This window comes from Desulfosporosinus paludis, assembly GCF_045689965.1.
Classification (GTDB): Bacteria; Bacillota; Desulfitobacteriia; order Desulfitobacteriales; family Desulfitobacteriaceae; genus Desulfosporosinus; species Desulfosporosinus paludis.
This window is the reverse complement of the sequence record NZ_CP144211.1, coordinates 3,570,380-3,593,178: the sequence shown is the minus strand read 5'-3', so window position 1 is coordinate 3,593,178 and position 22,799 is coordinate 3,570,380. Positions and strand designations below refer to the sequence as shown.

20 protein-coding genes and 1 pseudogene are annotated in these 22,799 nt (G+C 41.4%); 8 read left to right on the top strand and 13 right to left on the bottom strand.

Features of this window, described 5'->3' with window-relative positions:
- Positions 1 to 133: 133 nt before the first annotated feature.
- Both VZF35_RS17860 and VZF35_RS17855 read right to left on the bottom strand, forming a co-directional pair.
- Positions 134 to 433 (bottom strand): undecaprenyl-diphosphate phosphatase, encoded by a 300-nt coding sequence (locus VZF35_RS17860; protein WP_407314692.1) that lies wholly within the window; start codon positions 431 to 433, stop codon positions 134 to 136.
- Entirely contained in the window at positions 405 to 872 is a 468-nt protein-coding gene (locus VZF35_RS17855; protein ID WP_407307062.1) for a zinc dependent phospholipase C family protein, read from the bottom strand. Before VZF35_RS17855 ends, VZF35_RS17860 begins: the two co-directional genes overlap by 29 nt.
- Before the next feature lie 1,073 nt (positions 873 to 1,945).
- On the opposite strand from VZF35_RS17855, the gene VZF35_RS17850 reads away from it, so the two are divergent.
- The 3 genes from VZF35_RS17850 (at position 1,946) to VZF35_RS17840 (ending at position 5,182) form a co-directional block, all read left to right on the top strand.
- Positions 1,946 to 3,157, top strand: coding sequence for an MFS transporter (locus VZF35_RS17850; protein WP_407307060.1), 1,212 nt, complete (start codon positions 1,946 to 1,948; stop codon positions 3,155 to 3,157).
- Positions 3,158 to 3,613: 456 nt separating this feature from the next.
- On the top strand, positions 3,614 to 4,234 hold the full coding sequence (locus VZF35_RS17845; protein WP_407307058.1) for a DedA family protein: 621 nt from the start codon (positions 3,614 to 3,616) through the stop codon (positions 4,232 to 4,234).
- A 258-nt stretch (positions 4,235 to 4,492) separates the two neighbouring features.
- A complete protein-coding gene (locus VZF35_RS17840) occupies positions 4,493 to 5,182 on the top strand; it encodes a hypothetical protein (RefSeq protein WP_407307056.1) in 690 nt (229 codons plus the stop codon).
- A gap of 87 nt (positions 5,183 to 5,269) precedes the next feature.
- Here the strand turns inward: VZF35_RS17840 and VZF35_RS17835 are convergent, their stop codons facing one another.
- The 11 genes and pseudogenes from VZF35_RS17835 to VZF35_RS17785 all read right to left on the bottom strand — a co-directional run bounded on the left by VZF35_RS17835 (position 5,270) and on the right by VZF35_RS17785 (position 17,740).
- Positions 5,270 to 7,924, bottom strand: coding sequence for an FtsX-like permease family protein (locus tag VZF35_RS17835; RefSeq protein ID WP_407307054.1), 2,655 nt, complete (start codon positions 7,922 to 7,924; stop codon positions 5,270 to 5,272).
- On the bottom strand, positions 7,918 to 8,583 hold the full coding sequence (locus VZF35_RS17830) for an ABC transporter ATP-binding protein (protein WP_407307052.1): 666 nt from the start codon (positions 8,581 to 8,583) through the stop codon (positions 7,918 to 7,920). Before VZF35_RS17830 ends, VZF35_RS17835 begins: the two co-directional genes overlap by 7 nt.
- On the bottom strand, positions 8,576 to 9,253 hold the full coding sequence (locus VZF35_RS17825; RefSeq protein ID WP_407307050.1) for an ABC transporter ATP-binding protein: 678 nt from the start codon (positions 9,251 to 9,253) through the stop codon (positions 8,576 to 8,578). The genes VZF35_RS17830 and VZF35_RS17825 overlap by 8 nt, the downstream gene beginning before the upstream one ends.
- The gene (locus VZF35_RS17820; protein WP_407307048.1) at positions 9,244 to 9,915 is read right to left on the bottom strand and encodes a PsbP-related protein; all 672 of its coding nucleotides are present in this window, start codon (positions 9,913 to 9,915) and stop codon (positions 9,244 to 9,246) included. Before VZF35_RS17820 ends, VZF35_RS17825 begins: the two co-directional genes overlap by 10 nt.
- A gap of 343 nt (positions 9,916 to 10,258) precedes the next feature.
- Complete coding sequence (locus tag VZF35_RS17815) at positions 10,259 to 11,671, bottom strand: sensor histidine kinase (protein WP_407307046.1); 1,413 nt, start codon at positions 11,669 to 11,671, stop codon at positions 10,259 to 10,261.
- The gene (locus tag VZF35_RS17810; protein WP_407314690.1) at positions 11,649 to 12,341 is read right to left on the bottom strand and encodes a response regulator transcription factor; all 693 of its coding nucleotides are present in this window, start codon (positions 12,339 to 12,341) and stop codon (positions 11,649 to 11,651) included. Before VZF35_RS17810 ends, VZF35_RS17815 begins: the two co-directional genes overlap by 23 nt.
- A gap of 221 nt (positions 12,342 to 12,562) precedes the next feature.
- A complete protein-coding gene (locus VZF35_RS17805; protein ID WP_407307044.1) occupies positions 12,563 to 12,763 on the bottom strand; it encodes a hypothetical protein in 201 nt (66 codons plus the stop codon).
- A gap of 103 nt (positions 12,764 to 12,866) precedes the next feature.
- Positions 12,867 to 14,141, bottom strand: coding sequence for a hypothetical protein (locus VZF35_RS17800; protein WP_407307042.1), 1,275 nt, complete (start codon positions 14,139 to 14,141; stop codon positions 12,867 to 12,869).
- Positions 14,142 to 14,193: 52 nt separating this feature from the next.
- Positions 14,194 to 15,158: pseudogene (locus tag VZF35_RS17795) on the bottom strand (phosphodiester glycosidase family protein).
- A gap of 573 nt (positions 15,159 to 15,731) precedes the next feature.
- A complete protein-coding gene (locus VZF35_RS17790) occupies positions 15,732 to 16,949 on the bottom strand; it encodes an ABC transporter permease (protein ID WP_407307040.1) in 1,218 nt (405 codons plus the stop codon).
- A gap of 95 nt (positions 16,950 to 17,044) precedes the next feature.
- Positions 17,045 to 17,740, bottom strand: coding sequence for a polysaccharide deacetylase family protein (locus tag VZF35_RS17785; protein WP_407307038.1), 696 nt, complete (start codon positions 17,738 to 17,740; stop codon positions 17,045 to 17,047).
- 573 nt (positions 17,741 to 18,313) lie between these two features.
- Here VZF35_RS17785 and VZF35_RS17780 point away from each other — a divergent pair.
- The 5 genes from VZF35_RS17780 to VZF35_RS17760 all read left to right on the top strand — a co-directional run bounded on the left by VZF35_RS17780 (position 18,314) and on the right by VZF35_RS17760 (position 22,373).
- The gene (locus tag VZF35_RS17780) at positions 18,314 to 18,439 is read left to right on the top strand and encodes a hypothetical protein (RefSeq protein WP_407307037.1); all 126 of its coding nucleotides are present in this window, start codon (positions 18,314 to 18,316) and stop codon (positions 18,437 to 18,439) included.
- A 404-nt stretch (positions 18,440 to 18,843) separates the two neighbouring features.
- On the top strand, positions 18,844 to 19,308 hold the full coding sequence (locus tag VZF35_RS17775; RefSeq protein ID WP_407307035.1) for a GtrA family protein: 465 nt from the start codon (positions 18,844 to 18,846) through the stop codon (positions 19,306 to 19,308).
- 132 nt (positions 19,309 to 19,440) lie between these two features.
- On the top strand, positions 19,441 to 20,589 hold the full coding sequence (locus VZF35_RS17770) for an NAD-dependent epimerase/dehydratase family protein (RefSeq protein WP_407307033.1): 1,149 nt from the start codon (positions 19,441 to 19,443) through the stop codon (positions 20,587 to 20,589).
- Between the two features lie 14 nt (positions 20,590 to 20,603).
- Complete coding sequence (locus tag VZF35_RS17765) at positions 20,604 to 21,749, top strand: glycosyltransferase family 4 protein (protein ID WP_407307031.1); 1,146 nt, start codon at positions 20,604 to 20,606, stop codon at positions 21,747 to 21,749.
- A 168-nt stretch (positions 21,750 to 21,917) separates the two neighbouring features.
- Positions 21,918 to 22,373: a divergent PAP2 family protein gene (locus tag VZF35_RS17760; protein ID WP_407307029.1), complete on the top strand. Its 456-nt coding sequence runs from the start codon at positions 21,918 to 21,920 to the stop codon at positions 22,371 to 22,373.
- The last annotated feature ends 426 nt before the right edge of the window (positions 22,374 to 22,799 follow it).

Here is a 22,799-nt window from a genome sequence, read left to right as displayed (position 1 = left end):
AATCTCATAATCAATAATTTGATACAATTTATTGGTATAAGATATGCCGATAGCCCTCGGGTGTGTAAAGTATAATATCAAGACTATCCCGATGTGTCGAATGAGTCTTATGTACAAAATTCATATGACTGTATTAAATGAAGCGAGTCAGCAAAATTAACCCACCAACAATCCAGCAATAATAAGCAAACGGCTTCATGGCGCTAATTTCCTTCTTTTTAAACCAACGCATCAAAATAAAAACAGCTATGTAGGCAAATATTCCTGCAAATAAACCACCAGTAAGAGATGTAAGAAACAATCCATGTGACCCATGCTTTATTAGTTTAGGAATCTCCAGGATACTGGCCCCGGCAATAATCGGGGTAGCCAATAGCATGGAAAAACGAGCAGCCTCTTCGTGTTTAAGACCCATCCAAAAACCAGCAGTAATGCTGGCCCCAGAACGAGAAAATCCTGGAACTAAAGCAAATGATTGAAATAACCCCTAAAGCATGGTGAGGTACACACATATCTTGTACGAGGTGTAAAGCTGCACCTAGATAGAACATGCCTTTAGATAGATTTTGTTGGCACGTGGTAATAGCTTTATTGAAATAATATTGACATTCTGCATCAGCTCCGGGCCAACGCAATCCCCCCCGTTTTTCGCTGTCAAAGAAATAGTGGCAGACATTTTTCCAGCCCTGATCTGCCCAAAACAACCCTCTCTTAAGCAACTCATCATAGGGTCGAAAATAGGCTACCACCTCTTCTTTACCATCGTGTTCCAAAACATTATAAGCTTCTTGTAAACAATAACCATGCGTCGGGCTTGGAGCATCTAAAAGAATCTGAAACGGTCCTACTGGAGCCAGCAAAGCCTTAGTCACTTTATTTTAAGTTTGTTCTGATAGAATCTGCAAACTGTAAACACCCCTAACTCACATTTATTTCTTAGTAATAATCGTAACATTTATTCAATCGGCGTCGAAGTTTATAAACATTCCTTTGAGCAATATAGTCATGAATGCTCCTATCCTCAATCATTCTATAATGAGGATACTATACAAACCTTTAATTAACCTTAAGAATATATTAAAAAAGAACCAGCGATTTACAGGAATAACAATACTACTTACATCATAATGACAAAAAATGTAGAGAATATTATACTTACTAATTAGACTGGCGCTTGACAGTTAAAAAGTTGAAACCCTTGCAGTACAAGGGCTCCGAAACTTTAAAAATGCGCGTACCACCACAATTCCCTTTTCTTGGGATTGCATAATAGTTATAGTGTTTGTACTCTCTCTGGGACTTTGGCTCCCACGGCTCTAAAAGCAATATTTGCCGCACCTTGGATTTCAGTTCTTACAAGATGTTCACGATCTTTTACTTTAAGTCTTACAATGTTCACTTTCCGTAAGGTGTTAACCCTGAGCCAAGTAGAATACGAGTTTCTGAGGTGAAATAGATGCTGTAATGCAATACCAGTTACATGCATTATAATTAAATGTGACAAGTGTTACAATTTATTTTCTGTAAATATGTTGTTAAATTTAAGTAAACTAATAACAACTATACTCACAATAAAATAAAAGGACCTAGGCATTAACTTAGATCAAAATAAGCTTAAGAATCATTATTCCCAGTACTTTTGTTTAATACTATTAACGATTTTTATTTCATATGGCGGTTCGCTCTTTTCATTTTCGAACGTTTTACTATTAAAATCATCAAAACACTTTCGCCATTCTACAAGTTTTCCACAATTTCCTCCCTTTGGATTCCTTGAATAACCAAGTTAACTGAATAGAGAGATCAAAAAATATTACAAACAATAAATTCCTGTATTTCCACAAAATAAAGATTATAGCCAAGATTTTAATCTTTCTTTAATATACTAGACTAAGTTAATGGACATATTAACTTTAAAACAGATATGTTCTTGGAGGAGTTTTTCTTGGAATTAATAAATTCAAATAGAGCCGACCTAATTGGATTAACTGGCAAACAAAAATTAGCTCTCTTTTTTTCAACCCTATTTGTCTTTGCTAATATCTATAGCCCACAGCCAATCCTTCCCTCTTTGACTCGAGTTTATCATCAAACTCCTCAAACAGTTAGCTTAATTATATCTTTACCCTTAATTTTAATTGCATTGTTTTCTCTCCTATATGGATGCGTCTCAGACCGATATGGACGATGGACAGTTATGCGTTGGAGTACTGTAGGGTTAATCATTCCAACTTTATTATTAACAATAGCACCAAATTTCTACGTTCTACTCTTTTTACGCGCATTACAAGGGCTTTTATTGCCTGGATACATGACAACAGTTATTTCGTATGTCAACGATATTTTTCTCCCAACGGAACGTGGTGCAGGAATGGGAATTTTTGCAGCAGCGTCAGCAATAGCTGGACCTCTAGGGAGAATTGAAGTAGGTACGTTAAGTCAGTTCCTAGACTGGAAAGCTGGTTTCTTAAGTGCCGCTTTAGCCACATTAATAGCTTGGATTCTCATTGACAGAGTACTACCCAATGAAATAAATCAAACTGGAAACATATCTTCAGTTGTCGGTAATGTAAGTTCGAAGGAAAACTCTAAAAGAACTCTTGAATCTTTTTTGGAGCACCTTCATAATCGCCATCTGGCTGGAGCTTATCTAGTAGGAGCTACAATGCATGCCAGTTTTATAAGTGTGTTGACTTATCTGCCATTTAGACTGAGTCAAGCACCCTACAACTTAAATAACTCTCAGATAAGTCTCATCTATGTACTTTATTTACTGGGGGCTCTGATTGCTCCACGAGCCGGTCGTTTATCCGATTCTATTGGACGTCGTTTCGTTCTCGGTTTTGCTCTTACCCTGATGCTTATGGGGCTATGGATAACAACATCAGCGTCCTTAACCTTTATTCTTATTGGTATCACATTAACAATTTTAGGTCTATTTTCAGTACAATCAACAGCTACATCTTTAATTGGGGATTGGACTGTAAAAAATCGAGGAACAGCAACATCTTTATACACTTTTTTTTATTATATTGGTGCTGGAGTAGGTACTTCTATTAACGCAATTATTTGGGTTCAAGCATCCTGGATTGGTATCATAATTTTCTGTAGTTTTTCTATCCTAATAGCTCTACTATCAGTAGCTATTCTTTGTTAAACAAAGTTATTAGATTCAACTTCTAAGAGACCAAATGTCAGGGAAATAAAACCTTACCGTAAACTGTACAACTGGAATACTTCCTCTTGAGCAGCAGAATCTAACAATTCATAGAATTTATGATCCTTGCTGCGATCAAAAATCGCCATACGGGTCTCTCATAAATTTATGACAAGTTTTCCACCTAAGGCTCTATAGATTCACAAATACTTAATGGCTATGCAATGTGATAAAATTTAAATCCAAAGGATAATTCTAAGAAAAACTAAAGGTTGATAATTTATCATTACTAATGAACAAACTAAATTTACCACACAGATGTGGAGAGGACCAAAAACTTGTTGTTCGACACTTGTTTCAACGTATCACAGACTTTGGACAAAATCCTTTCGTTATGGAGGGGATAATAAGAACATTAAAAATAAATCGTAGAAAATTTAACTTAGGAGAATCGAAGTGGAAACAATTTTATCCAACCTTGCTCAATTTGTCATCAGTGTTATTTCTCTTTTTGGTTATCTAGGAGTTTTTCTGGCCATGGCCATTGAAAGTGCCTGTATTCCTTTACCCAGTGAGATCATTCTTCCTTTCACCGGCTACATGGTCTTTCTAGGTCGTTTTACTCTCTGGCAAGCAACCATAGCGGCCACTTTAGGTAACCTATTTGGGGCACTTGTTGCTTATTATATCGGACTATGGGGAGGTCGCCCGTTCATAAAGAGATTTGGACGCTATATTTTTATACACGATCGAGAATTATCCAACGCCGAAAGATTGTTCGAACGCCGCGGCGAATTAACCGTGTTTATTGGTAGACTATTACCTGTAGTACGAACGTTTATCTCTCTTCCAGCTGGAATAGCACGAATGAATGCTGTCAAAATGGCTATTTACACTGTCGCTGGAGCTCTACCCTGGTGCCTAATGCTTATTATTGTTGGCCAGAAACTAGGTGAGAATTGGAATACTCTTAAACCATTATTCCATCGGCTAGATTTATTCGTAGGCATTCTAATTTTGATGTTATTGGGTTACTGGATAAACAAAAAAAGAAAATTACTAATGTCCAAGAGTTAGTATACTATGGCTATACTACTTTAAACTGCTGTCACGACAGATCTAATTTCAGCTTTCTTTGAAAAAGAATTAAGATTTAAGAGAACTGAACTTACTTTTACTCATTTTATCTTACGGTATTATTTTCTTTACCGCCGGATATTACTTATTTGATAAAAAAGAAGTATAAATCTGTACTCTTGAGTCAGTATTTTAAAAATCTAGTTCTAAAGATTATCACGGACAAAAAAATAGAAAACTACTCAAAAGATAACGCTCATGTTCTGGATCATAAAGATCGTGGCAACAACCGTAGGCGAGACTGCTGCAGACTTCCTCAACATAAATCTGAACTTAGGTCTGACTGTCACGACCTTTGTCATGAGTGGTCTCTTGCTCATCACCCTGTTCTTTCAGTTCAGGTCAAAGAAGTACGATCCAAAGATCTATTGGCTTACCGTAGTCTTGATTAGTGTTGTCGGCACGCTGATCACCGACAACCTAACAGACAATTTTGGGGTTTCTCTGATGACAACCTCCATTATCTTCACATTCGCGTTGTTGGTGACCTTTGCGGCTTGGTATATGAGGGAAAAAACGCTGTCTATTCATTCCATTTTCACGGCCAAGCGTGAAGCATTCTACTGGTTGGCAATCCTCTTTACATTTGCCCTGGGTACAGCAGCCGGTGACCTCATAGCAGAGTACCTCAGTTTAGGTTACTGGAAGTCAGCGCTCTTATTTGCTGCTCTAATTGGAATGGTGACCATCGCCCATTATATGTTAAAGCTAAATTCTGTGCTATCCTTCTGGATCGCCTATATCTTGACCCGTCCTCTCGGGGCTTCACTCGGTGACTACCTGTCACAGCCTGGCAATCAGGACGGAATTAATTTAGGTACGGCAAGAACCAGTACGGTATTCCTCGCTATAATTTTGAGTATTGTCATCTATTTGACTAAGACGTGAATAGATGAGATCCCGCTTGAGAAGTAAAACAAAAACCTACAGCTAAACTTATTGATCTCTAGCTGTAGGTTTTTGCTTTTATGAATTTCACAGGTTACGCATTTCCTCGACTGCTGGCCGGTGAAATATATGATTAATGCCGATAATTGCAACTACCGTAGAAGTCATTGCTGCTGCCGTCAATAATATAAGGTAGCCCCAAGGTATAGAAAGAATTTCAGGTGGTGGATCAAAGACTCCTGTTAACACCTTGACCAACATTTGGGCCACCCCAAAGCCCAATACGACGCCTAAAATACTGCCTCCCGTTAAAATAACCAGACCTTCACTCCAAATAAATGCCCCAAGCTGTCTCTTCTTAGCTCCCAGAGCAGCAAGGATAGCCAAAGTACGCCGACGTTCAGCCAGACCAAGAGCTAGGATTAGACCTGTCGATGCGGCGGCTAACAAGATAGCAAATCCCAATTCCAAACGAGTAAGCCCGTGCAGATCCACTGCCGTCAAACCAGAGCTGATGGCTCGTTGGGTAGAATTAATATCAGTTACGTTTGTGCCCGCCAACGAACTAACCTCTGTTCGTACCCGCGAAGCAAGCGCCGAAGGATTACCGGTCGCCCGCATCAACACAATTTCTGCCGCGTCTGATCCGGTTTGTTGAGCAATATAGTTTTTATTCGCTACCAAAAAAGAATCTTTCGGTGCGGTAGGAAATTCTCGGACAATTCCAATAAAATGAAACGGTACCACATGATACTGATGATCCTTAACATTCTGGAGGCGAAGATTAATTATGTCACCAAGGTTAAGTTGGTAATCCTTCACCGTCTCTTCCGAGACCAAAACACCGTCCGGTTGTTTGGCTAACTCTGATAAAGTCCCCTGAGCGTTTCCTCCGACAAAGTAGGCGTTAGCAATATTGGTCACTTTACCGATAGCTTTCGGATCAATACCATACATATCCTGTAAGTCGTTACCCACATAGACCAGACGATGCTGCATGGACTGTATGGCGGCAACTCCGGGTAAGGCTTTTAATTCGTTTAATTTGGTGCTCGGTGCGGACGTTGTCAAGCCAGCGACGGTTACATCAGAACCATTCGTCAATTCAGCATCCACATGAGACTGGGCATTATACGTGGTATTAAAAACAGCCGTAGATACTGCAAACGATACCGCTAACGCTACTAGGATGATACCGTGGGCAATCAATATTCTCTGACGGGATAATGAGGCAGACACTACTCCGGAAAGGTCACGGGCGATAGGGTTGAGCATCCCAGCTAGCAGTTTGCGTCCTCTGACCAGCCACCCTTCCAGGAAGCGAGTAGAAAACAAAACTGCACCGATCCAAAGACACAACGGAGCGATAAACGCTTCATAATGCACTGAAGTTGTAGTTATTCCTTCCGGTGCCAGAACGACCTGATAACCAGTACTGGCCGTTCGCCAAAACTCAACACCAGAGATAACCAGCAAAATAATATCCAGATAGACTCGCTGCCAAAGAGCTTTGCTCCCACGGCCCACTGTCGCTTGTGCAGAGGCCACTGAGGAATGGTGTGTCTGTACCCAAGCAGGATACACAATAGCAGTGATGGCTAACATGAAGCCAATTAGGGACGCACTCATTGTCCAAAACATTGCACTTCTGCCTATTAGCTCATTTCCCGGTAAGAACGTCCGTTCAATCCCAAGAGACAAGGCATTCCCGATCACTACACCTCCTATAGCCACAATCAGAGCCTCGATAGCCTCCAATCCTAATATTGTCCGCACAGAGGCTCCTCTAATCCGCAGCAAGGCTTGTTCCTTGCGTCGCCGATTAGTTCCTGACGCCGCAATTGCCAGGGTAAGCAGGACAGCCAGAATGGCACCCGGCAAACCTAAAAACAAAAAGAGTACTTTGCCATAAGAGGCATCAGCTTGAACACTTCCTAAACGAGTTGCCAGAATATCTCCAACTATCCCTCGGCCGGCAATCCGTGCCTCCAGATTGTTCGCCAACTGTTGTACAAATTGATGGGCGGCAGTGGGATCAGTTGGTAAATCATGTCCGATTCGGACATGAAATTGGGTGTGCATAGAATCAGGCCGCACCACGGCTTGGGGGCCAAAAATCTGTTGCCACTGGGCTTCGGGGAGCAACAGTACATTATCCGGGGGAGCCTGTGGTGCTGCTCCGGGTGGTAACCCAATGGCTTGAAAGAGAGAGTCTGCGTTGGTAAGATCCACAACGCCGTCCACCGTTACTTCACAAGGGGGTAACCCGACCCTTTCAATTGTCACCCGATCACCCGGCTTGACATGCAGGTTCGCTGCTGTTTGCTGAGCAACAAGCACACCCTGTCCCGCCCCAACGAGTTGCCGAAATTCTAAGGGAAACTTTGCCAAATAGTTTGTACTAATACCCAGTACTTTCCCTGGTCCCGTTGTTTGAACTGACCCACCAGTATTGGCAATCAACCCTTTGATATCAGCATATCCTACTTGTTCTAAAGCAGTGTAGGGTGTTACCTTACTGATCGCCTCTTTAACAGTATTGGCATCTGAAAGATGGGAAAGTTGAATTTGCCAGTCCACGGGAACCTCTTGGATAGCACTTTTGGTCATCGAAGCACCGGCCGAAGCAATAAAGGCTCCCAGACATGCCAGTAAAGTGACGGTGAGCGCCACACCAGTGATGGCTCCTATCAAGCGTCCTATGCGATAAGTTAAAATCCCCTTTAGCCATGTTATTAACATCCTGCTACCTCCATGACACCATGATGCATCTGCCAAGTTGTCTTCATCCGCTCGGCGATGGCCTGATCATGAGTCGCTACGACCAACGCTGTATCAAATCCTTCCAGCGAGTCAAGCAGCACATCGAACAAATGTTGAGCCGTAGGATGATCCAGCTGACCTGTTGGTTCGTCTGCAAGAATGAGCTGTGGCCGACAGGCTAAAGCCCGAGCCACCGCCACTCGCTGGGCCTGACCACCGGAAAGCTCCTCGGGCAGCTTATTGGCAATGTTATTTAGTCTCATCCTGTTCAGAGTTTCCAAAGCAGTCTTTCGGGCTTTGGTTACTTCTACATGCCCCAGAAGCAGTGGCAGTTCAACATTTTCGACCACTGTCAGGGGCGGCAGTAAACTCTGCATCTGAAAAATGAAACAGATTTTCTGGGGACGAAGGGTTTCGCAAGTCCCCAGTCCTGGCCAGGAAATAGTACCCGAGGTGGGTTGATCCAATCCTCCCATAAGATGCAGCAAGGTGGACTTACCGCTGCCAGAGGGACCGACCAAGGCGATTCGATCCCCCGGTTTTACTGAACAGGTTGCAGACACCAACGCAATCTCCTGTACTTCTCCACGTGTATAAATCTTGCCGACGTTTTGCGCTTCAGCGAGTAGCTCAGGCATACTTAACAATCCTCCCGTCAACCACTCTGAGAATACGATCAGCGTGAGCTGCTAGGGCTTCACTGTGGGTTGCTATGATGGCAGCACCACCACTTTTTCGATAACTTTCGAACAGGTCCAGAATCATTTTTTCTGTCTCTGCATCAACTTCTCCGGTCGGTTCATCAGCCATGAGTACTTTGGGGTCGTTAGCAAGAGCCACCGCAAGTGCAGCTCGAGCTGTTTCCCCGCCTGAAATCCGGGTAGGACGAGCCTGCCGACGTTCATATAAACCGACTAAATTCAGCAGCATTGTCAGACGTTGTTCATCTACTTTATGTCCGAATTGCATTTGCAAATAAATATTATCTTCCACAGACAGGTGATTGAATAAATTTCCTGACTGAAGTACGATTCCTATCTCTTGGGCACGAATTGCTGCACGTTCCGCTTCTGGTCTTCTCGTAAAACGTTTGCTCAACAACTCCACATATCCGCCGTCCGGTTCATCCAACCCGGCCAGACAGGCCAATAAGGTCGATTTTCCACTTCCTGAAGGTCCCATTACGGCCACAATTTCTCCTGAATCCACATAGAAATTCACCCCGCGCAAGGCTAAGGTTTCCTCATCTCCGGTATGATAAAAACGATAGAGATCAAACGCTTCAAGGACGCGCATATTTACCTCCATTTAAAGCTGGCAGACATCCGATTCCACTGATCCACGTTATCAGCTCCCAGTGGGGCCCAAAGTGTCAAAGCCGCCAGCTCTCCATTTTTATAAAACAGATAATGACTGTTCTCCAACCGCACCTGCTTACCCGTTACCGGATCGGGGGCTGAATTCGAGTTATAGGTAATCAAGATTGCCGAGCCGCCTGGCAAATTGACTTGCTTCACATTATTAATGGTGATAGCCCTTCCTGTTTTCTTTAACTCCGCCACCTGATTGTTACCCACACTTACGACAGTTGGTTGGGAAGATTGTTGGGTAACGGTAACCTGCACACCATTTAATTTATCCTGAAATAGGACATCACGATCCTTGGTCGTGCGTCCCCATCCTTCCGGCACGACAAGTTCATACCCATCTGATGAGGAAGTATAGGTTACAAACGCTTGAGTATCCGGTATATCGCCCGTTGGATTTTTTTCCGGTACCACAGGTTTTTCTGGGCTTGATCCCGTCCCAACAACCGTTTGAGGCTGCTGCGTTGTACTGGTTTTATTTGAAGAAGACGTGATATTTGGGGGCGTATTTGGGGAAGGAGAACTGTTTGTTCCGCAACCACCGAGTAAAGCTGTGGACGAAATCATAGAGACAAGAATTAACAACGGTATTACTTTAGACATTTATGTACCTCCTTGCTTCTCGATAATGTTTCCCATTGTCCAGCCGTTTCTGGCTTAGAAATAATGTAATCAGGTGCATCATCTCCTTTCCAGTTCAATTTAACACAACTGGATTAAAGCAAGATGAACGAATGATTTAAACTAAATAAATAAAACCAGGCGAAATTCGCCTGGTTAGATCAACGTTAATCCAAGTATGATGTTAAAGCCCATATACCATATTAAATGATGTGGTGAATCAATATACCTGAAGACATAAAGAGCTCCTTTCCGAGCTTGGATTATGCAAAAAGGAATTTTTATATTCAGAGTTATTATAAATTATAGTAAAATGAGAAACAGCTTAAACTTCGATAACATTGTTGTATGGGAGTTCCACGCAAAACCGGGCCCCATGCAGTTCTAAGTTTTCCGCCCAAATTCTTCCTCCATGAGCGTGAACAATTCTCTTTGCAATACTCAGCCCAAGACCATGTCCCGGTATTTTACGCGAACGAGCCTCATCAACCCGGTAGAAACGGTCAAAAATCAACTCCAGAGCATCGGGTGGAAAGCCAGGCCCATTATCCTCGATAATAATCCTTACTTTATCCTCGACTTTCTGTAAAAATATCCGGATTATCCCGCCTGACGGCACATATTTTCCAGCATTTTCTAGTATTATTCTAATGAGCTGTTTAAGGTAGAGAGCATCTCCCTTTAACTCGATATCTGGAAGTAGATCATATTTAACCACGAACGAGCACAGAAAGGGCAAATCCCTAGCGCTTTCAATAATGAGCTCGCTCAAATTAAGAGAAACCAAGGTTAAATGCAACTCCTCCCGAGCCAAGGTCAATAGATTTTCTACTAATTTCGTCATCATCTTTGTTTCTTCAATCATAGCTGTTGCTGAGTCACGCACAATGGCAGGATCTTCAGCTCCCCAGCGTTGCAAAATATCTGCATGCCCGCGAATAACCATCAACGGGGTTCGAAGTTCATGGGAAGCGTTTGCCACAAATTGCTTTTGCTGCTGAAAAGAAGTTTCCAACCTCTGCAACATGTGATTGAAATTTTGGCCTATTAGATCGAGTTCATCCCCATTTCCCCGCAGGGGAAGACGTCGGTTAAGATCATTGGCTGTTAACAGGGAAATTTCCCGATTCAACTCTTCTAAAGGCGCAAGTACTTTCCGAGATAAAATTAATCCTCCGATAGAAGCCAACAGCGAAGCTGAGCCACCCAACCATAGTAACTGGCGTAAGAGCACGGTTTGGGCAAGCTCCACGTCTTCCAAATCTGCCGCGCCTTGAAGCGTGCCAATTTGTTTCCCACCAGACATGATCGGACGGGCCATATAATAGACATCCTTGCCATTAAAGTTGCAGATTTCAGGGCCTGCCTGTTGTTCGATTGGAAGCAAAACGCTTACATTGCCTTCCTTTTGTATTACCTTCCCTTGCAAGGAAGCTAATTGTATTGTCACACCCTTGGGTACATTATCTTTCAAGGCCTCCGGATCACGAATATCCATACCCTGCCCTTCCATCTGATCATCCAGCGAGCCAAGGACGCGAGTGACTGTACTCTCAAGGACTTGTTGTTTTTCTTTATGTAAGTCTTGGCTATTACCCCAATACGTGATAGCCGAAAGAATGAGCACCGTCAAAAGAAGTAGCAGAATATACCAAAGAGTAATTTTCCAGGCTAAACCCCATTTAAGCTTTGGGAAGCGGAATTTCCCAATTAGCTTAGTCTTCGGCGCGCAAGACATAGCCGACTCCCCTCACTGTATGGAAATAATGCACTTGAAAGCGATCATCAATCTTGCCGCGTAAAAAACGAACGTAAACGTCTACAGCATTTGATTCCCCATAATAATCGTAACCCCAGACATTTTCCAGAATATGCTCCCTCGATAGAACACGGTTCGGATGCTCCAAAAACAACGTCAATAATTCAAATTCCTTTTTCGTTAAACTTACTTCCTCACCTCCAAAATAGACTTGATATGCTTGAGTATTAAGTTCAAGTTCTCGGAACTTTAAGTGTCCTGAATTTTTAACTGGAGGGTTTTTACGCCGTAATACCGCGCGAATCCGAGCCATTAATTCATCCATAGCAAAAGGTTTTGTCAAATAATCATCCGCACCAAGATCCAAGCCAAAGACTTTATCCTGAACTTCATCTTTGGCGGTCAGGAGCAGAATCGGGATATCCTTACGCGTCCGGATTTGTTTACAAATTTCATAACCATTGAGAAAAGGCAGCATAAGATCTAAAAGAATCACATCCCACTCCCGCGTTAAGGCCAAATCTAGTCCCGTCCTACCATCAGCGGCAAGCGCAACTCGATGTCCTTGATGTTCTAATTCCAAGACTATGACTTTAGCAATAGCACGGTCGTCTTCAATCAATAATATATTGAGAGCTGTTTCTATCATCTTCACATAACCCCTCCTTCGTATACTATTTCGATTGCAAATGTTGTCCTTAACTCTCAACCTGGAACTTTTTCTCAAGCATTCTTATTTTATCTTAATCTTCCAAACCCGCTTATAATTTACTATTAATAGGCCTGGACTTCTTAATGTAATAATGTTCCTCTGGCCAAGGGTTCCAGAGCACACGACGATGCGGCTCTGAAAACCCCCAGCGTACTGAGTTAAACTAGACGGTCAATCTTGTTTCCTAGATATGTTGGATTTTGACTTTTTGTCGCTTTGGCTGATGAAGACTGAGCTTCAGATATCCTCTCACTCATGCTTTCCTTCGCTTCTTCGCTCGTGCCCGTTCTTGCCGTGACATTTTGGTTCACCAATGTCATTTTAGGTAACATACTGGTACTTCCGATCGATGCAATCATGTAATTCATCTCCTTTCTAAGCTAATCTTAATGCTTTAACATTAAAGGAGGATTAAACTAACATTAAAGTCAGCGAAGGAAGTTCTTGCTGGCTCTATAACTCTTAGGACTGGAGTGGTTGTACCTCTACTAAAGTGGATGTTCCTTGCTTTGTGAGTTGAATGAGCTCAGCGCCATCATCAGAGATGTAATTCTCATCCCCGTGTAATTTAACCTCTGTCAGACGGCCCGCTGTATCAATATAGGCTTTCTGCTGATCATAAACGATCACTTGTCCTTTAGCACCAATCAGCGTACACGAGCTGTTGTTAAATGGAATCGCACCTTCCCACTCAGTCGTCAGTGAAGAGTTATTCGTCATGTGGATAAGGTCAGGTGTTGTTTCAATTTTTATGAGTTCGTTATTTTGTACCTCCCCAATATACACTTTTCCATCTTTAATACCTAATATTCCATCATTACTATTCCTGGAAATTATTTGACGCTTTGCGCCATCTAGAGCGATGATCCGATGGATACCACCTTCTTTACTGTCCAGAAAAAGAGTTCCATAACGATCTGAGGCAGCCATATTGTCAATCGTCTCCCCCGATTGACTTAAGGTTCGAACGTTTTTCATCACGTCTATTTCTAATAGCAGTTCTCTTGAAGCATCTTTTACAGTGAGGTACATCAAATTGGTGGACGTGGAAACAACCAAGTTTTCAATGTTACCTCCTGCTGGAAAGGCGTCAATCGTTTGATTAAACCGATCATCAGGAGCAGTATCTTCGTCACTATTGGGGAGATCCAGGGAGTATAGCTCTGTGATTTGCGGATTTCCATATCGTTTTTCAAGATGAGGCGCTGCAGTTACCTCTTTGGTTACTGTTTTTGGAACTTCGTGAACAATTGTTTGATTGGGATCTTCTGTTTTCGGCAGTACCGAGATTGAACCAGAAGCTGATGCCGGCACCTGAATCGTAGTATTAGGAGGATAAACAGTAACATAGTTTACTGGATCGGGGTTTTTCTTGGCATAAAAATACAGTAATGTATTACGGTCTGGCAACCATTGGTACATAAGTACACCCAAACTTTTATCATTGTCGGAGGGCGGCGCCTTTTGAAAAACTACTTTGTTCTTTTTGAGATTAAAAACTTTCAAGGTACCATTTTCCGCATAAGCCAAGTAATCCTTAGCGTAAGAAATTTTAACATCTGTAAGATCGATGGCAGGGATATTGGCTTTGAGCTGGGTCGTAATCGGTTGAGTGCTAGCCGCGGGCGGAGGGGATATAACTTTTTGAACTTGGCTATTTAGAATATAGTAACCTCCATATTGCAAAAGTACTGAGATCATTGTCCAAACGAAAACGATGCGTAGTTTCTTCTTCATACCAGATTTCTCCTTTTTCAAGCCTTCCTGAAAACTAAGATAACTCCGTAACCTACGGGGTAACAACAAAGGCAGTAGGAATATAGCGCTCGCCAAAAATATCCCAAAGCTTGTTCTCTACTTGGCCATTATAGACAAGTTCTGACGAAGAACCACCATCAAGGTTGACTGCATTTACAGCATGATAATTATCGAAGACATTCATGAGGTCTCGTAAGGTTGCTCCTATACTCCAAGTCGGTTGTCGACCGTCGATAACCACAAAAATAACAGTCCCATCAGCCATTTGCCCGATCCCTGTACGGGGTGCAATCCCCCAGCCACCGTCTCCCGAAATAACGGGTTTTCCACCTACGATAAGATTGGGGCCAAAGGTAACAGCTTCAAGGATGTGTTTCTCTGATATTTGAGTCGCTGTCATATTTCCAATAATTAATTTCCCTTGATCATTAAACCCCACAATATTAACAGTCTTATTATCCACGTTATTGTGGACTATTTTTCCATCGTGCACCGTTAAACCGTCTGGAAATGCTCCGTTTCCTTTACCATTTGGGTCATAGAACCCACCCGCATTAATGCCAGCAACCGCTCCCGTGTCCTTAACAAGATCACTGACCCTTTCTCCCGTTATCCCAATTTCTTTAGTAACCGCCACTCTTATTCGTTTGGGGTCCTTGATCAGCATCACTTTCCCTTTGAAGTTTGGACCTTGAATATCTTCGATGGTAATACCTGAACCTGTATCAGCCATCACCTTTTTACGCCCAATCGTTCGACCGTTACTTACTCCTTGAGAATTATTAAGATTCATAATCCTGTCTATTTCTGTTTGGGAAAGAAAAGCCTTGACAACCTGAGGATGGCGTGAGGTATAAACTGAGCCAACCGCCATTACTTTGAGTGCCTGAAAGGGCCCCAGAACAAAACAAAAGGAGCAAGCAGTACAACAAGGATAATGTTACAGGCTAAAAACGCGATAATAGCTTTCAATCGAATTCTGCGCTTGCTTTTCATGAAAACTCTTCTTCTCCTTTTCTAACTAAATCACTAGGTATAGCTTAGACTCCAAGGATATGCTATTTTACCATTCAAAGATTAAAACAAGATGAAAAATGGTGAAAATTGTTGAATACAAAAACAAGCCCTATTCGTGGCTCTCTATATACTAGGAAAATTAATAAACAATTGGGGTTAACTAAGAAGCTTACTGGTTAAAATCTATCCTGTCTAAAATAAAAAGGATTTAATAATTTTTTAATGCAAATTAAAGTGTCATTGCTGGAATTATCATTGGTACGCTCTGCGGTCGATTACTTTTGGAGTTTAGTTCATTCTTTCAACCGATCACAGACTTTGGACTTTGCTTATTCCATTATGGAATAATTGAACATGATGATCCAAAGTAGTTAATAACGAAAGGCCCCCATCGTTTCCGATAAGAGCCAATTGAATAGGACAAGCCACAGATCACTTGATATTAACTGAACCAGTTGATTCAGATAATTCATCCGATTGTCTCCTTAAGCGATTCTAATTGAATATCGCTGGTAAGAACAAAATAGAGGACGTATTCGGAACCTAATCAACTTACTCGAACCTTAGCGCGTCAATTGGATCCATTGATGCGGCTTTTCGAGCTGGGAATACCCCAAAAATAATACCAATCGCGGCCGAAAAGCCAAAGGCTACTAACACTGACGTTATTGAAATACTAGTACTCATCTTTAGAGCTGACCCGATGAGAGTAGACCCAGCAGAACCAAGAATAATACCAATCCCGCCTCCCAAAATACTTAAAGCAATTGCCTCGATGAGAAATTGCGATAGAATATCGTTGTTTTTAGCCCCGATGGCTTTCCGAATACCAATCTCGCGAGTTCGTTCTGTCACTGAAACAAGCATAATATTCATGATCCCGATTCCCCCGACGAGTAGTGAAATCCCCGCAATTCCTCCAAGAAGCATTGTTAGGGTTTGAGTGACTCCTTGCATGGAAGCCAACACATCCGCTTGATTCTGAATCGTGAAATCATCTGCTTGGCCATCCTTTATCTTATGAGCTCTGCGCATATCTAAGGTAATCTCATCTTGTGCCGTTTGAATCTCATTTGCTGATGTAGCTGAGATTAGAATACTACGCAACGTCTTTCTTCCAATTAAGCGCTCTTGAACGGTTGTAATCGGGGCAAGAATCATATCGTCACTACTCATAAAGCCAGTTGACCCAGTGCTGGTTGTCACACCGATTACTTGAAAAGGCACACCTTTTATCTTGATCGTCTTCCCAATGATATTGGCGTTAGGATCTCCCATTAGATTTGTAACTACGGTGGGACCTAGTACTGCAACCCGTGCATTTCTATCAACATCTTCTTTTGTAATAAATCGACCGCTGGCTATGGTAACGTTTTTAATAACTTGGTAACTCTCATTGGTTCCACTAATCTGGGTTAGCGTATTTCCCGCGCCATATACCACTTGATAGTCATTATCTGTATAGGGTGCTGCTGCTTTCACGGCCGTTCCGACTTGAATCTTAGCTAAATCCGTAATAGTCAGGGTTGTTAAACTCCCCGCTCCCCCTTTAACCCCTCCTGAGTTAGATTGGCCCGGGCTAACCGTGAGAAGATTTGAACCTAGTCCTTGAATTTGAGACGTGATTTGTGCAGTTGCTCCATTGCCGATACCAACCATGGCTATGACCGCTGCTACCCCGATAATCATCCCAAGCATCGTCAGAGCTGATCTTAGTTTGTTTGCTCTCAAAGCTCTGATAGAGATCCTAATACTTTCCAAAAAGTTCAACTCTTCTTCTCCTTCCATCAGACATTTCATCTTATTTATTCGTTCACAACAACTTAGAGACGGCCGCCCAACTTGCTATATCAACCTACAAACAGTTAACTGGACAAATCCAGACTAACAAAAGGCAACTTTTTCTCGCTTTCAACATTTCGAAAGATGCTTTCCAACGCACAAATAGTATTTTCGGGTGCTCTCGGTTGCCCCCCAGCATCGTGCAGCAATACTATGGATCCTACAGATATTTTTTTTAGAACTCGTTTTGCAATTTGCTCTGGACTTCGTTGAGCAAGCCAGTCATGACCCTCTACATTCCAAAGAACTGCTTTCTTTTTTCGATATTTTAACCATAACCAAAGAGCCAAGTTGAAAACTCCCCACGGTGGACGTATCCATTCCACCTTTTGCCCAGTTAACCGTTCTAAGGTAGCAACCCCTTCATCCCACTTCTTCCAAGTTGTCCAAGGATTTAGAAACCAGGAACAAATATGTTGTTGGCAGTGCATGCCAAGTTGATGTCCATGTCCCTGAATTTCCTTAATCAACTCAGGATAAGCATCGGCATTTTCTCCGACAACGAAAAAGGTTGCTGGAACCTTGTACCGCTCAAGAATTTCTAAAACTTTAGGAGTATAGTCCGGATGAGGTCCGTCATCAAACGTAATGGCAACACCATAGGCATTTTGATTTTTCCAAGAATCGATCCCTACACAACGTAGTACGAGATTGGGGATAATTATATATGAAACTATTAACAAGAACGTAAACTCTACGATTAATCTTTGCAAATCCATGATGTCTGTTTCTCCTCAGTAGGTTAAAATATATCCTGGCTCTGAATTAATTTTTCTGCATCATATACGAAGTTCAACTATGTGACATTAGGGCTAAGCTCAATTCAACCCCGTATAAATGGACATAGGGGTATATTTCTTCTTTATATCGAGTTATTAATTTTTGATTTATTGGCATGTTGCATAGTGCTCGTTATGTAATAAAAGGTTGATCTAAATAACACAGCGATAAAAATGACAATATCGCGACCTATATCAGTAATTATTCCCAACACTTAGTCCCCTCTCTATATCATTTCAAATTCAACTTTAACATTTTTATCTTAGAAAACGCTTAGAAATAGTGATATTAATAATCTTACAAAAACCCCCTCCCCTTTTTGGTTTCGCTCCAAATTATGTGAATTAAAGCTATTGCTATTTTGTTTCTATCACTTGGGCGTTATTTTCTAAAGTATTATGCTGTATCGGCTATCATCCATTCAGGGTGGTAGCCATTTCTAAAGGGCTTCATTCACAAGACATTGATATTTACCATATTATGGAGCATAATATATAGAAGGAGTTGATCTCATGTTCGGTTTTGGATTTCTCCCCTTTGCTCTGGGTTTAGGTTTAGGGGCTACTATAGCAAGACCTCGCTACTACCCATCCTCGTATCCCTATGCCTATACCCCATATCCCTACGGATGGTATTAGTATCAATTTGACCAATATTAACAATCAAAGTTATAAAATCAGCAGCCGATTATGCCGATTATTTAGAAGTTATCTTGTAATAAATACCTTCTAATCTTATTGGAATAAACGAACTAAGGAGGGCTTAACGCTCTCCCTTTTACATAATAACAGTTTGTAATTACCCTACGGCTTTGTCATGGCTATTCCATTAAATGAGAAATAATCAAAAGACTTCAAAGTTATAACAAATTAATGATCAAAATTATACACAGATGGTGGGTACTTAGTTGGAATGGTGGATTACTTACCTCAAAGTGTTTCCTGGCAGTGGATAAAGACAAGAAAAATTTTAACAAATACTTGATACATTTCTAAGGGTTTTCAAAGGAATAAAGTTTATTGTTAGTGTGGAGGTGAAACTAGTGGCCAGTGATTTATTGTTAACTGCAAGACGCCATAATAATATTTTAAAGGGACAATTCCTGCAATTCATTCTAGTCGGTAGCCTTAATGCTCTCATTGATCTAGGGTTTTTAGATATTGCGTTATTGCTTTGGCCTACTAATAACCCAACATTACTCATTATCTTTAATACAGTGGCCTACCTTTTAGCAATTATGAACAGTTATATCTGGAATTCTCGTATTGCTTTCCGAAATCATGCTCGTAAAGATTTTCGCGAAAAGGTCTATTTCTTTATTCAAGCTGGGGTAAGCTTAATAATAAGTAATCTAGTATTTTTGGGAGGTATACATTTTTTAACCCTTTGTCGATTGTCCGTGTGGTTTATCCAAAATATCTCTAAGGTACTGGCGATGGTAACACCTTCTATCGCCAGCTTCTTGTTTATGAAATATTTTGTTTTTAAGAGAGCTAAAACGGCTTAGTTTACTCTCCTGCCTCTCCTGCCAATTATTAACAAAATATTTATATGATAGATCCCTATAATATTAATAAAATCTTTGGTAGTAGTTTATGAGGAAGTAAAGTTAACAACATGAAAGAAATGAGGAACTAAATTGAAAATTATCGTAGCTGGAGGAGATGGCTTTTGTGGCTGGCCAACTGCACTCTATTTATCTAACCAGGGACACGAAGTCATTATCGTTGATAGTTTAGTGCGTCGGAGATGGGACCATGAACTCCATTCCAACTCTTTAACACCAATCGCTACCCTAGATGAACGTGTTACTCGCTGGCAAGAGCTTACGGGTAAAAAAATAAAAACTTATATTGGAGACTTAAACCATTATGACTTTTTGCGGGAGGTTTTAATTCAAACCAGGCCCGAAGCATTTGTTCATTTTGCTGAGCAACGCTCAGCCCCATACTCTATGATTGACCGTGAACATGCCGTCTTTACGCAGGTGAATAACGTAGTGGGTACTCTTAACGTCCTCTATGGAATTAAAGAAGTGGTTCCAAATTGCCATCTCATTAAACTAGGTACCATGGGCGAATATGGAACACCAAATATTGATATTGAGGAAGGATATCTTAAAATAACACATAATGGCCGGGAAGATATATTACCTTACCCAAAACAGCCCGGTTCTTTCTATCATCTTTCCAAAGTACACGATAGCCATAACATCATGTTCGCTTGCAAAGCCTGGGGGATACGAGCAACCGATCTAAACCAAGGTGTTGTTTATGGTTTGCATACCGAGGAGACTCTATGGGACCCCCTTTTAGTCAATCGCTTAGATTATGATGCTGTGTTTGGGACGGTATTAAATCGTTTTCTTACTCAGGCAGCAGTTGGACAAGGCTTAACAGTTTATGGAAAAGGTGGCCAAACGCGCGGTTTCCTGAACATCATGGACACCATCCGCTGTATTGAAATTGCGGCAGAAAATCCGGCCGAACACGGGGAATTCCGCGTCTTTAACCAATTTACTGAAGAATTCTCCGTTTTAGACCTTGCCCATAAAGTTCAAGAGGTTGCTTGTGCAAAGGGTTTTGACACTCGAATCATTCACCTGGAAAATCCTCGGATAGAAAAAGAAGAACACTATTATCATGCAGCGCACAGCAAGTTGCATGATCTAGGTTTAGAACCGCACTTGCTAACCAATGAAGTATTAACTGGCATCTTTTGCTCTGTTCTTGAACACAAGGAACGTCTTATCAACGAAAATGTGTTACCGAGCATCAGTTGGACCTGAACAGGTGAATAGGAATGAAAATTGCAATTGTCACGGAGACTTTTTTACCTTCAACCGATGGTATCGTAACCCGTCTATGTGCTACCATTCAGTGGCTCCAAAAGAGCGGACACGAAGTACTCATTATCGCTCCAGACTTAGGTATTAACGAATTCGAGGGCGCTAAAGTTAAAGGAGTACCTGCTCGTACCTTTTTCTTTTACCCGGATCGAAAGTTTTCTTTGCCCACACATAAAGTAAAAAAGTATCTGCAAGAATTTCGACCGGATATAGTCCATGTTGTCAATCCAGCTCTGGTAGGAGCATCTGGTGTTTATTACAGCCGTCGCTTAGGGCTACCACTTGTCGCCTCATACCATACGAATATAGCACAGTATTCTAGTTATTACCGATTACCTTTTCTTTTGCCTCTATTGTGGAAATACTTTCGTATCTTGCATAATCAAGCAGATGTGAACTTGTGTACTTCAGAGTCTGTTAAAGATGAATTAACAAGCCGAGGATTTCGAAATCTACATGTATGGAAACGTGGCGTGGCGGTACAGCAATTCGGCTCTCAAAATTATGATCAAACCATGAGAGAATATTTAACGAATGGACAACCTGAGAAAACACTTCTTTTGTATGTCGGAAGGCTCGCTGCTGAAAAGGGAATTGAAAGAATTCGCGATGTACTTGAAGGTTCTTCAAATCTTTGTCTAGCTCTTGTCGGTGACGGGCCACATAAAGAAACCTTACGTTGCTATTTTCGAGACACTAATTGTATCTTCACAGGTTTTTTTCATGGTGAGAAACTAGCGAAGGCCTACGCCTCTGCGGATATTTTTGTTTTTCCCTCTATCACGGAAACGTTGGGGCTAGTCATTTTAGAGGCAATGGCTTCGGGACTACCCGTGGTTGCAGCCCGAACTGGGCCGAGTTCTGAGCAGATCGTTGACGGCACTACAGGATTGCTATATTTACCAGATGATCCAAATAGCCTTAAGGAAACTATTTTAAAATTAAACGAAAAAACCATACGGTGGAAAATTGGAAGAAATGCTTATAATGTTGCACGTAGTTTTGGGTGGGATGAGTCAGCGGAACAACTTTTGGAGTTTTATAAGCTCGCCTATAACACCCACTCTCACAGAAATAGGTACTTATTAGGATTGGATTAATGAAATCCGACTCAGGATCAAATATTGTAATGGAGCGAGAAAGCTGAACAAATTCAAGTTTTCCGAATTACAGACGATGGAACAGTTGTACATTTAACTATCACACCCAAATTAGCCAGTTCTTAATATAGCAAATAATCTATGAAATCTCCGGGAGGTAATTTGTGCTTGAATAATCCTCTTCTTTTATCGGCTATACTTTCTGCAATAGTCGCTCAAATCCTGAAAATACCAATAAACTATTGGATTCAGCACTCCTGGAATTGGCGCGCTGCGTTGAACCCGGGAGGAATGCCTAGCTCCCACACAGCACTTATGGTGGGATTAACCACTACGACTTTGCTTAAATATGGTTTAAATAATCCATATTTTGCCATTACGACAGCGGTTACAATGATAGTGATTTATGATGCAGCAGGTGTACGAAGGCAGACCGGTCAACATGCAATAATACTTAATGAATTAACAAAAACCATCGAGACGTTGAATCGTGAATTAAGAACAGAGATCTATATCAAGTCAGCGCGCCTAAAAGAGGTTCTTGGACATAGTCCGATTGAGGTCATGGGTGGTATAGTTGTCGGAATTGTAACTGGATTAGTCATAGTACGTTGTTATAAATAGGAAGTTTAATAATTTAGAATTGGTGAAAGGAAATCAAGACGAAAGCGTCGCTTATCAGATGAAGTGGTGACTTCGATGCGGGCATTGCTCCAGAACACTTGGGGCATATTTTTGAGCGATTCTATCGGGTAGATAAAGTTAGGTCAAAACAAACTGGGGGGAGTGGCTCAATTTAGTTGAAGAAAATCACTTACCAATTATTTAACAATATTACTCGCTTCAAAGAGAAATTAAAGGTTTCTTCGGTATACTAACAGCACTACTAAGTATAGCAGTATTGTTTAGCTGGTGGTATGATTGAGAAAATGAAAATTTGCACACACAGAAAACTCATAAACAGGGAGGTATGGTGATTTAATAAATCAGGCCATAGTAATAAAATCTTGAGTTCTCAGCTATTGATATTAAAGATAACATTATGATGTG

Coding starts and splice junctions, on each gene's coding strand:
- VZF35_RS17840 (WP_407307056.1), top strand. CDS start 4,493: ATGTTCTGGATCATAAAGATCGTGGCAACAACCGTAGGCGAGACTGCT.
- VZF35_RS17835 (WP_407307054.1), bottom strand. CDS start 7,924: ATGTTAATAACATGGCTAAAGGGGATTTTAACTTATCGCATAGGACGC.
- VZF35_RS17830 (WP_407307052.1), bottom strand. CDS start 8,583: ATGCCTGAGCTACTCGCTGAAGCGCAAAACGTCGGCAAGATTTATACA.
- VZF35_RS17825 (WP_407307050.1), bottom strand. CDS start 9,253: ATGGAGGTAAATATGCGCGTCCTTGAAGCGTTTGATCTCTATCGTTTT.
- VZF35_RS17820 (WP_407307048.1), bottom strand. CDS start 9,915: ATGTCTAAAGTAATACCGTTGTTAATTCTTGTCTCTATGATTTCGTCC.
- VZF35_RS17815 (WP_407307046.1), bottom strand. CDS start 11,671: ATGTCTTGCGCGCCGAAGACTAAGCTAATTGGGAAATTCCGCTTCCCA.
- VZF35_RS17810 (WP_407314690.1), bottom strand. CDS start 12,341: ATGATAGAAACAGCTCTCAATATATTATTGATTGAAGACGACCGTGCT.
- VZF35_RS17805 (WP_407307044.1), bottom strand. CDS start 12,763: ATGATTGCATCGATCGGAAGTACCAGTATGTTACCTAAAATGACATTG.
- VZF35_RS17800 (WP_407307042.1), bottom strand. CDS start 14,141: ATGAAGAAGAAACTACGCATCGTTTTCGTTTGGACAATGATCTCAGTA.
- VZF35_RS17785 (WP_407307038.1), bottom strand. CDS start 17,740: ATGGATTTGCAAAGATTAATCGTAGAGTTTACGTTCTTGTTAATAGTT.
- VZF35_RS17780 (WP_407307037.1), top strand. CDS start 18,314: ATGTTCGGTTTTGGATTTCTCCCCTTTGCTCTGGGTTTAGGTTTAGGG.
- VZF35_RS17765 (WP_407307031.1), top strand. CDS start 20,604: ATGAAAATTGCAATTGTCACGGAGACTTTTTTACCTTCAACCGATGGT.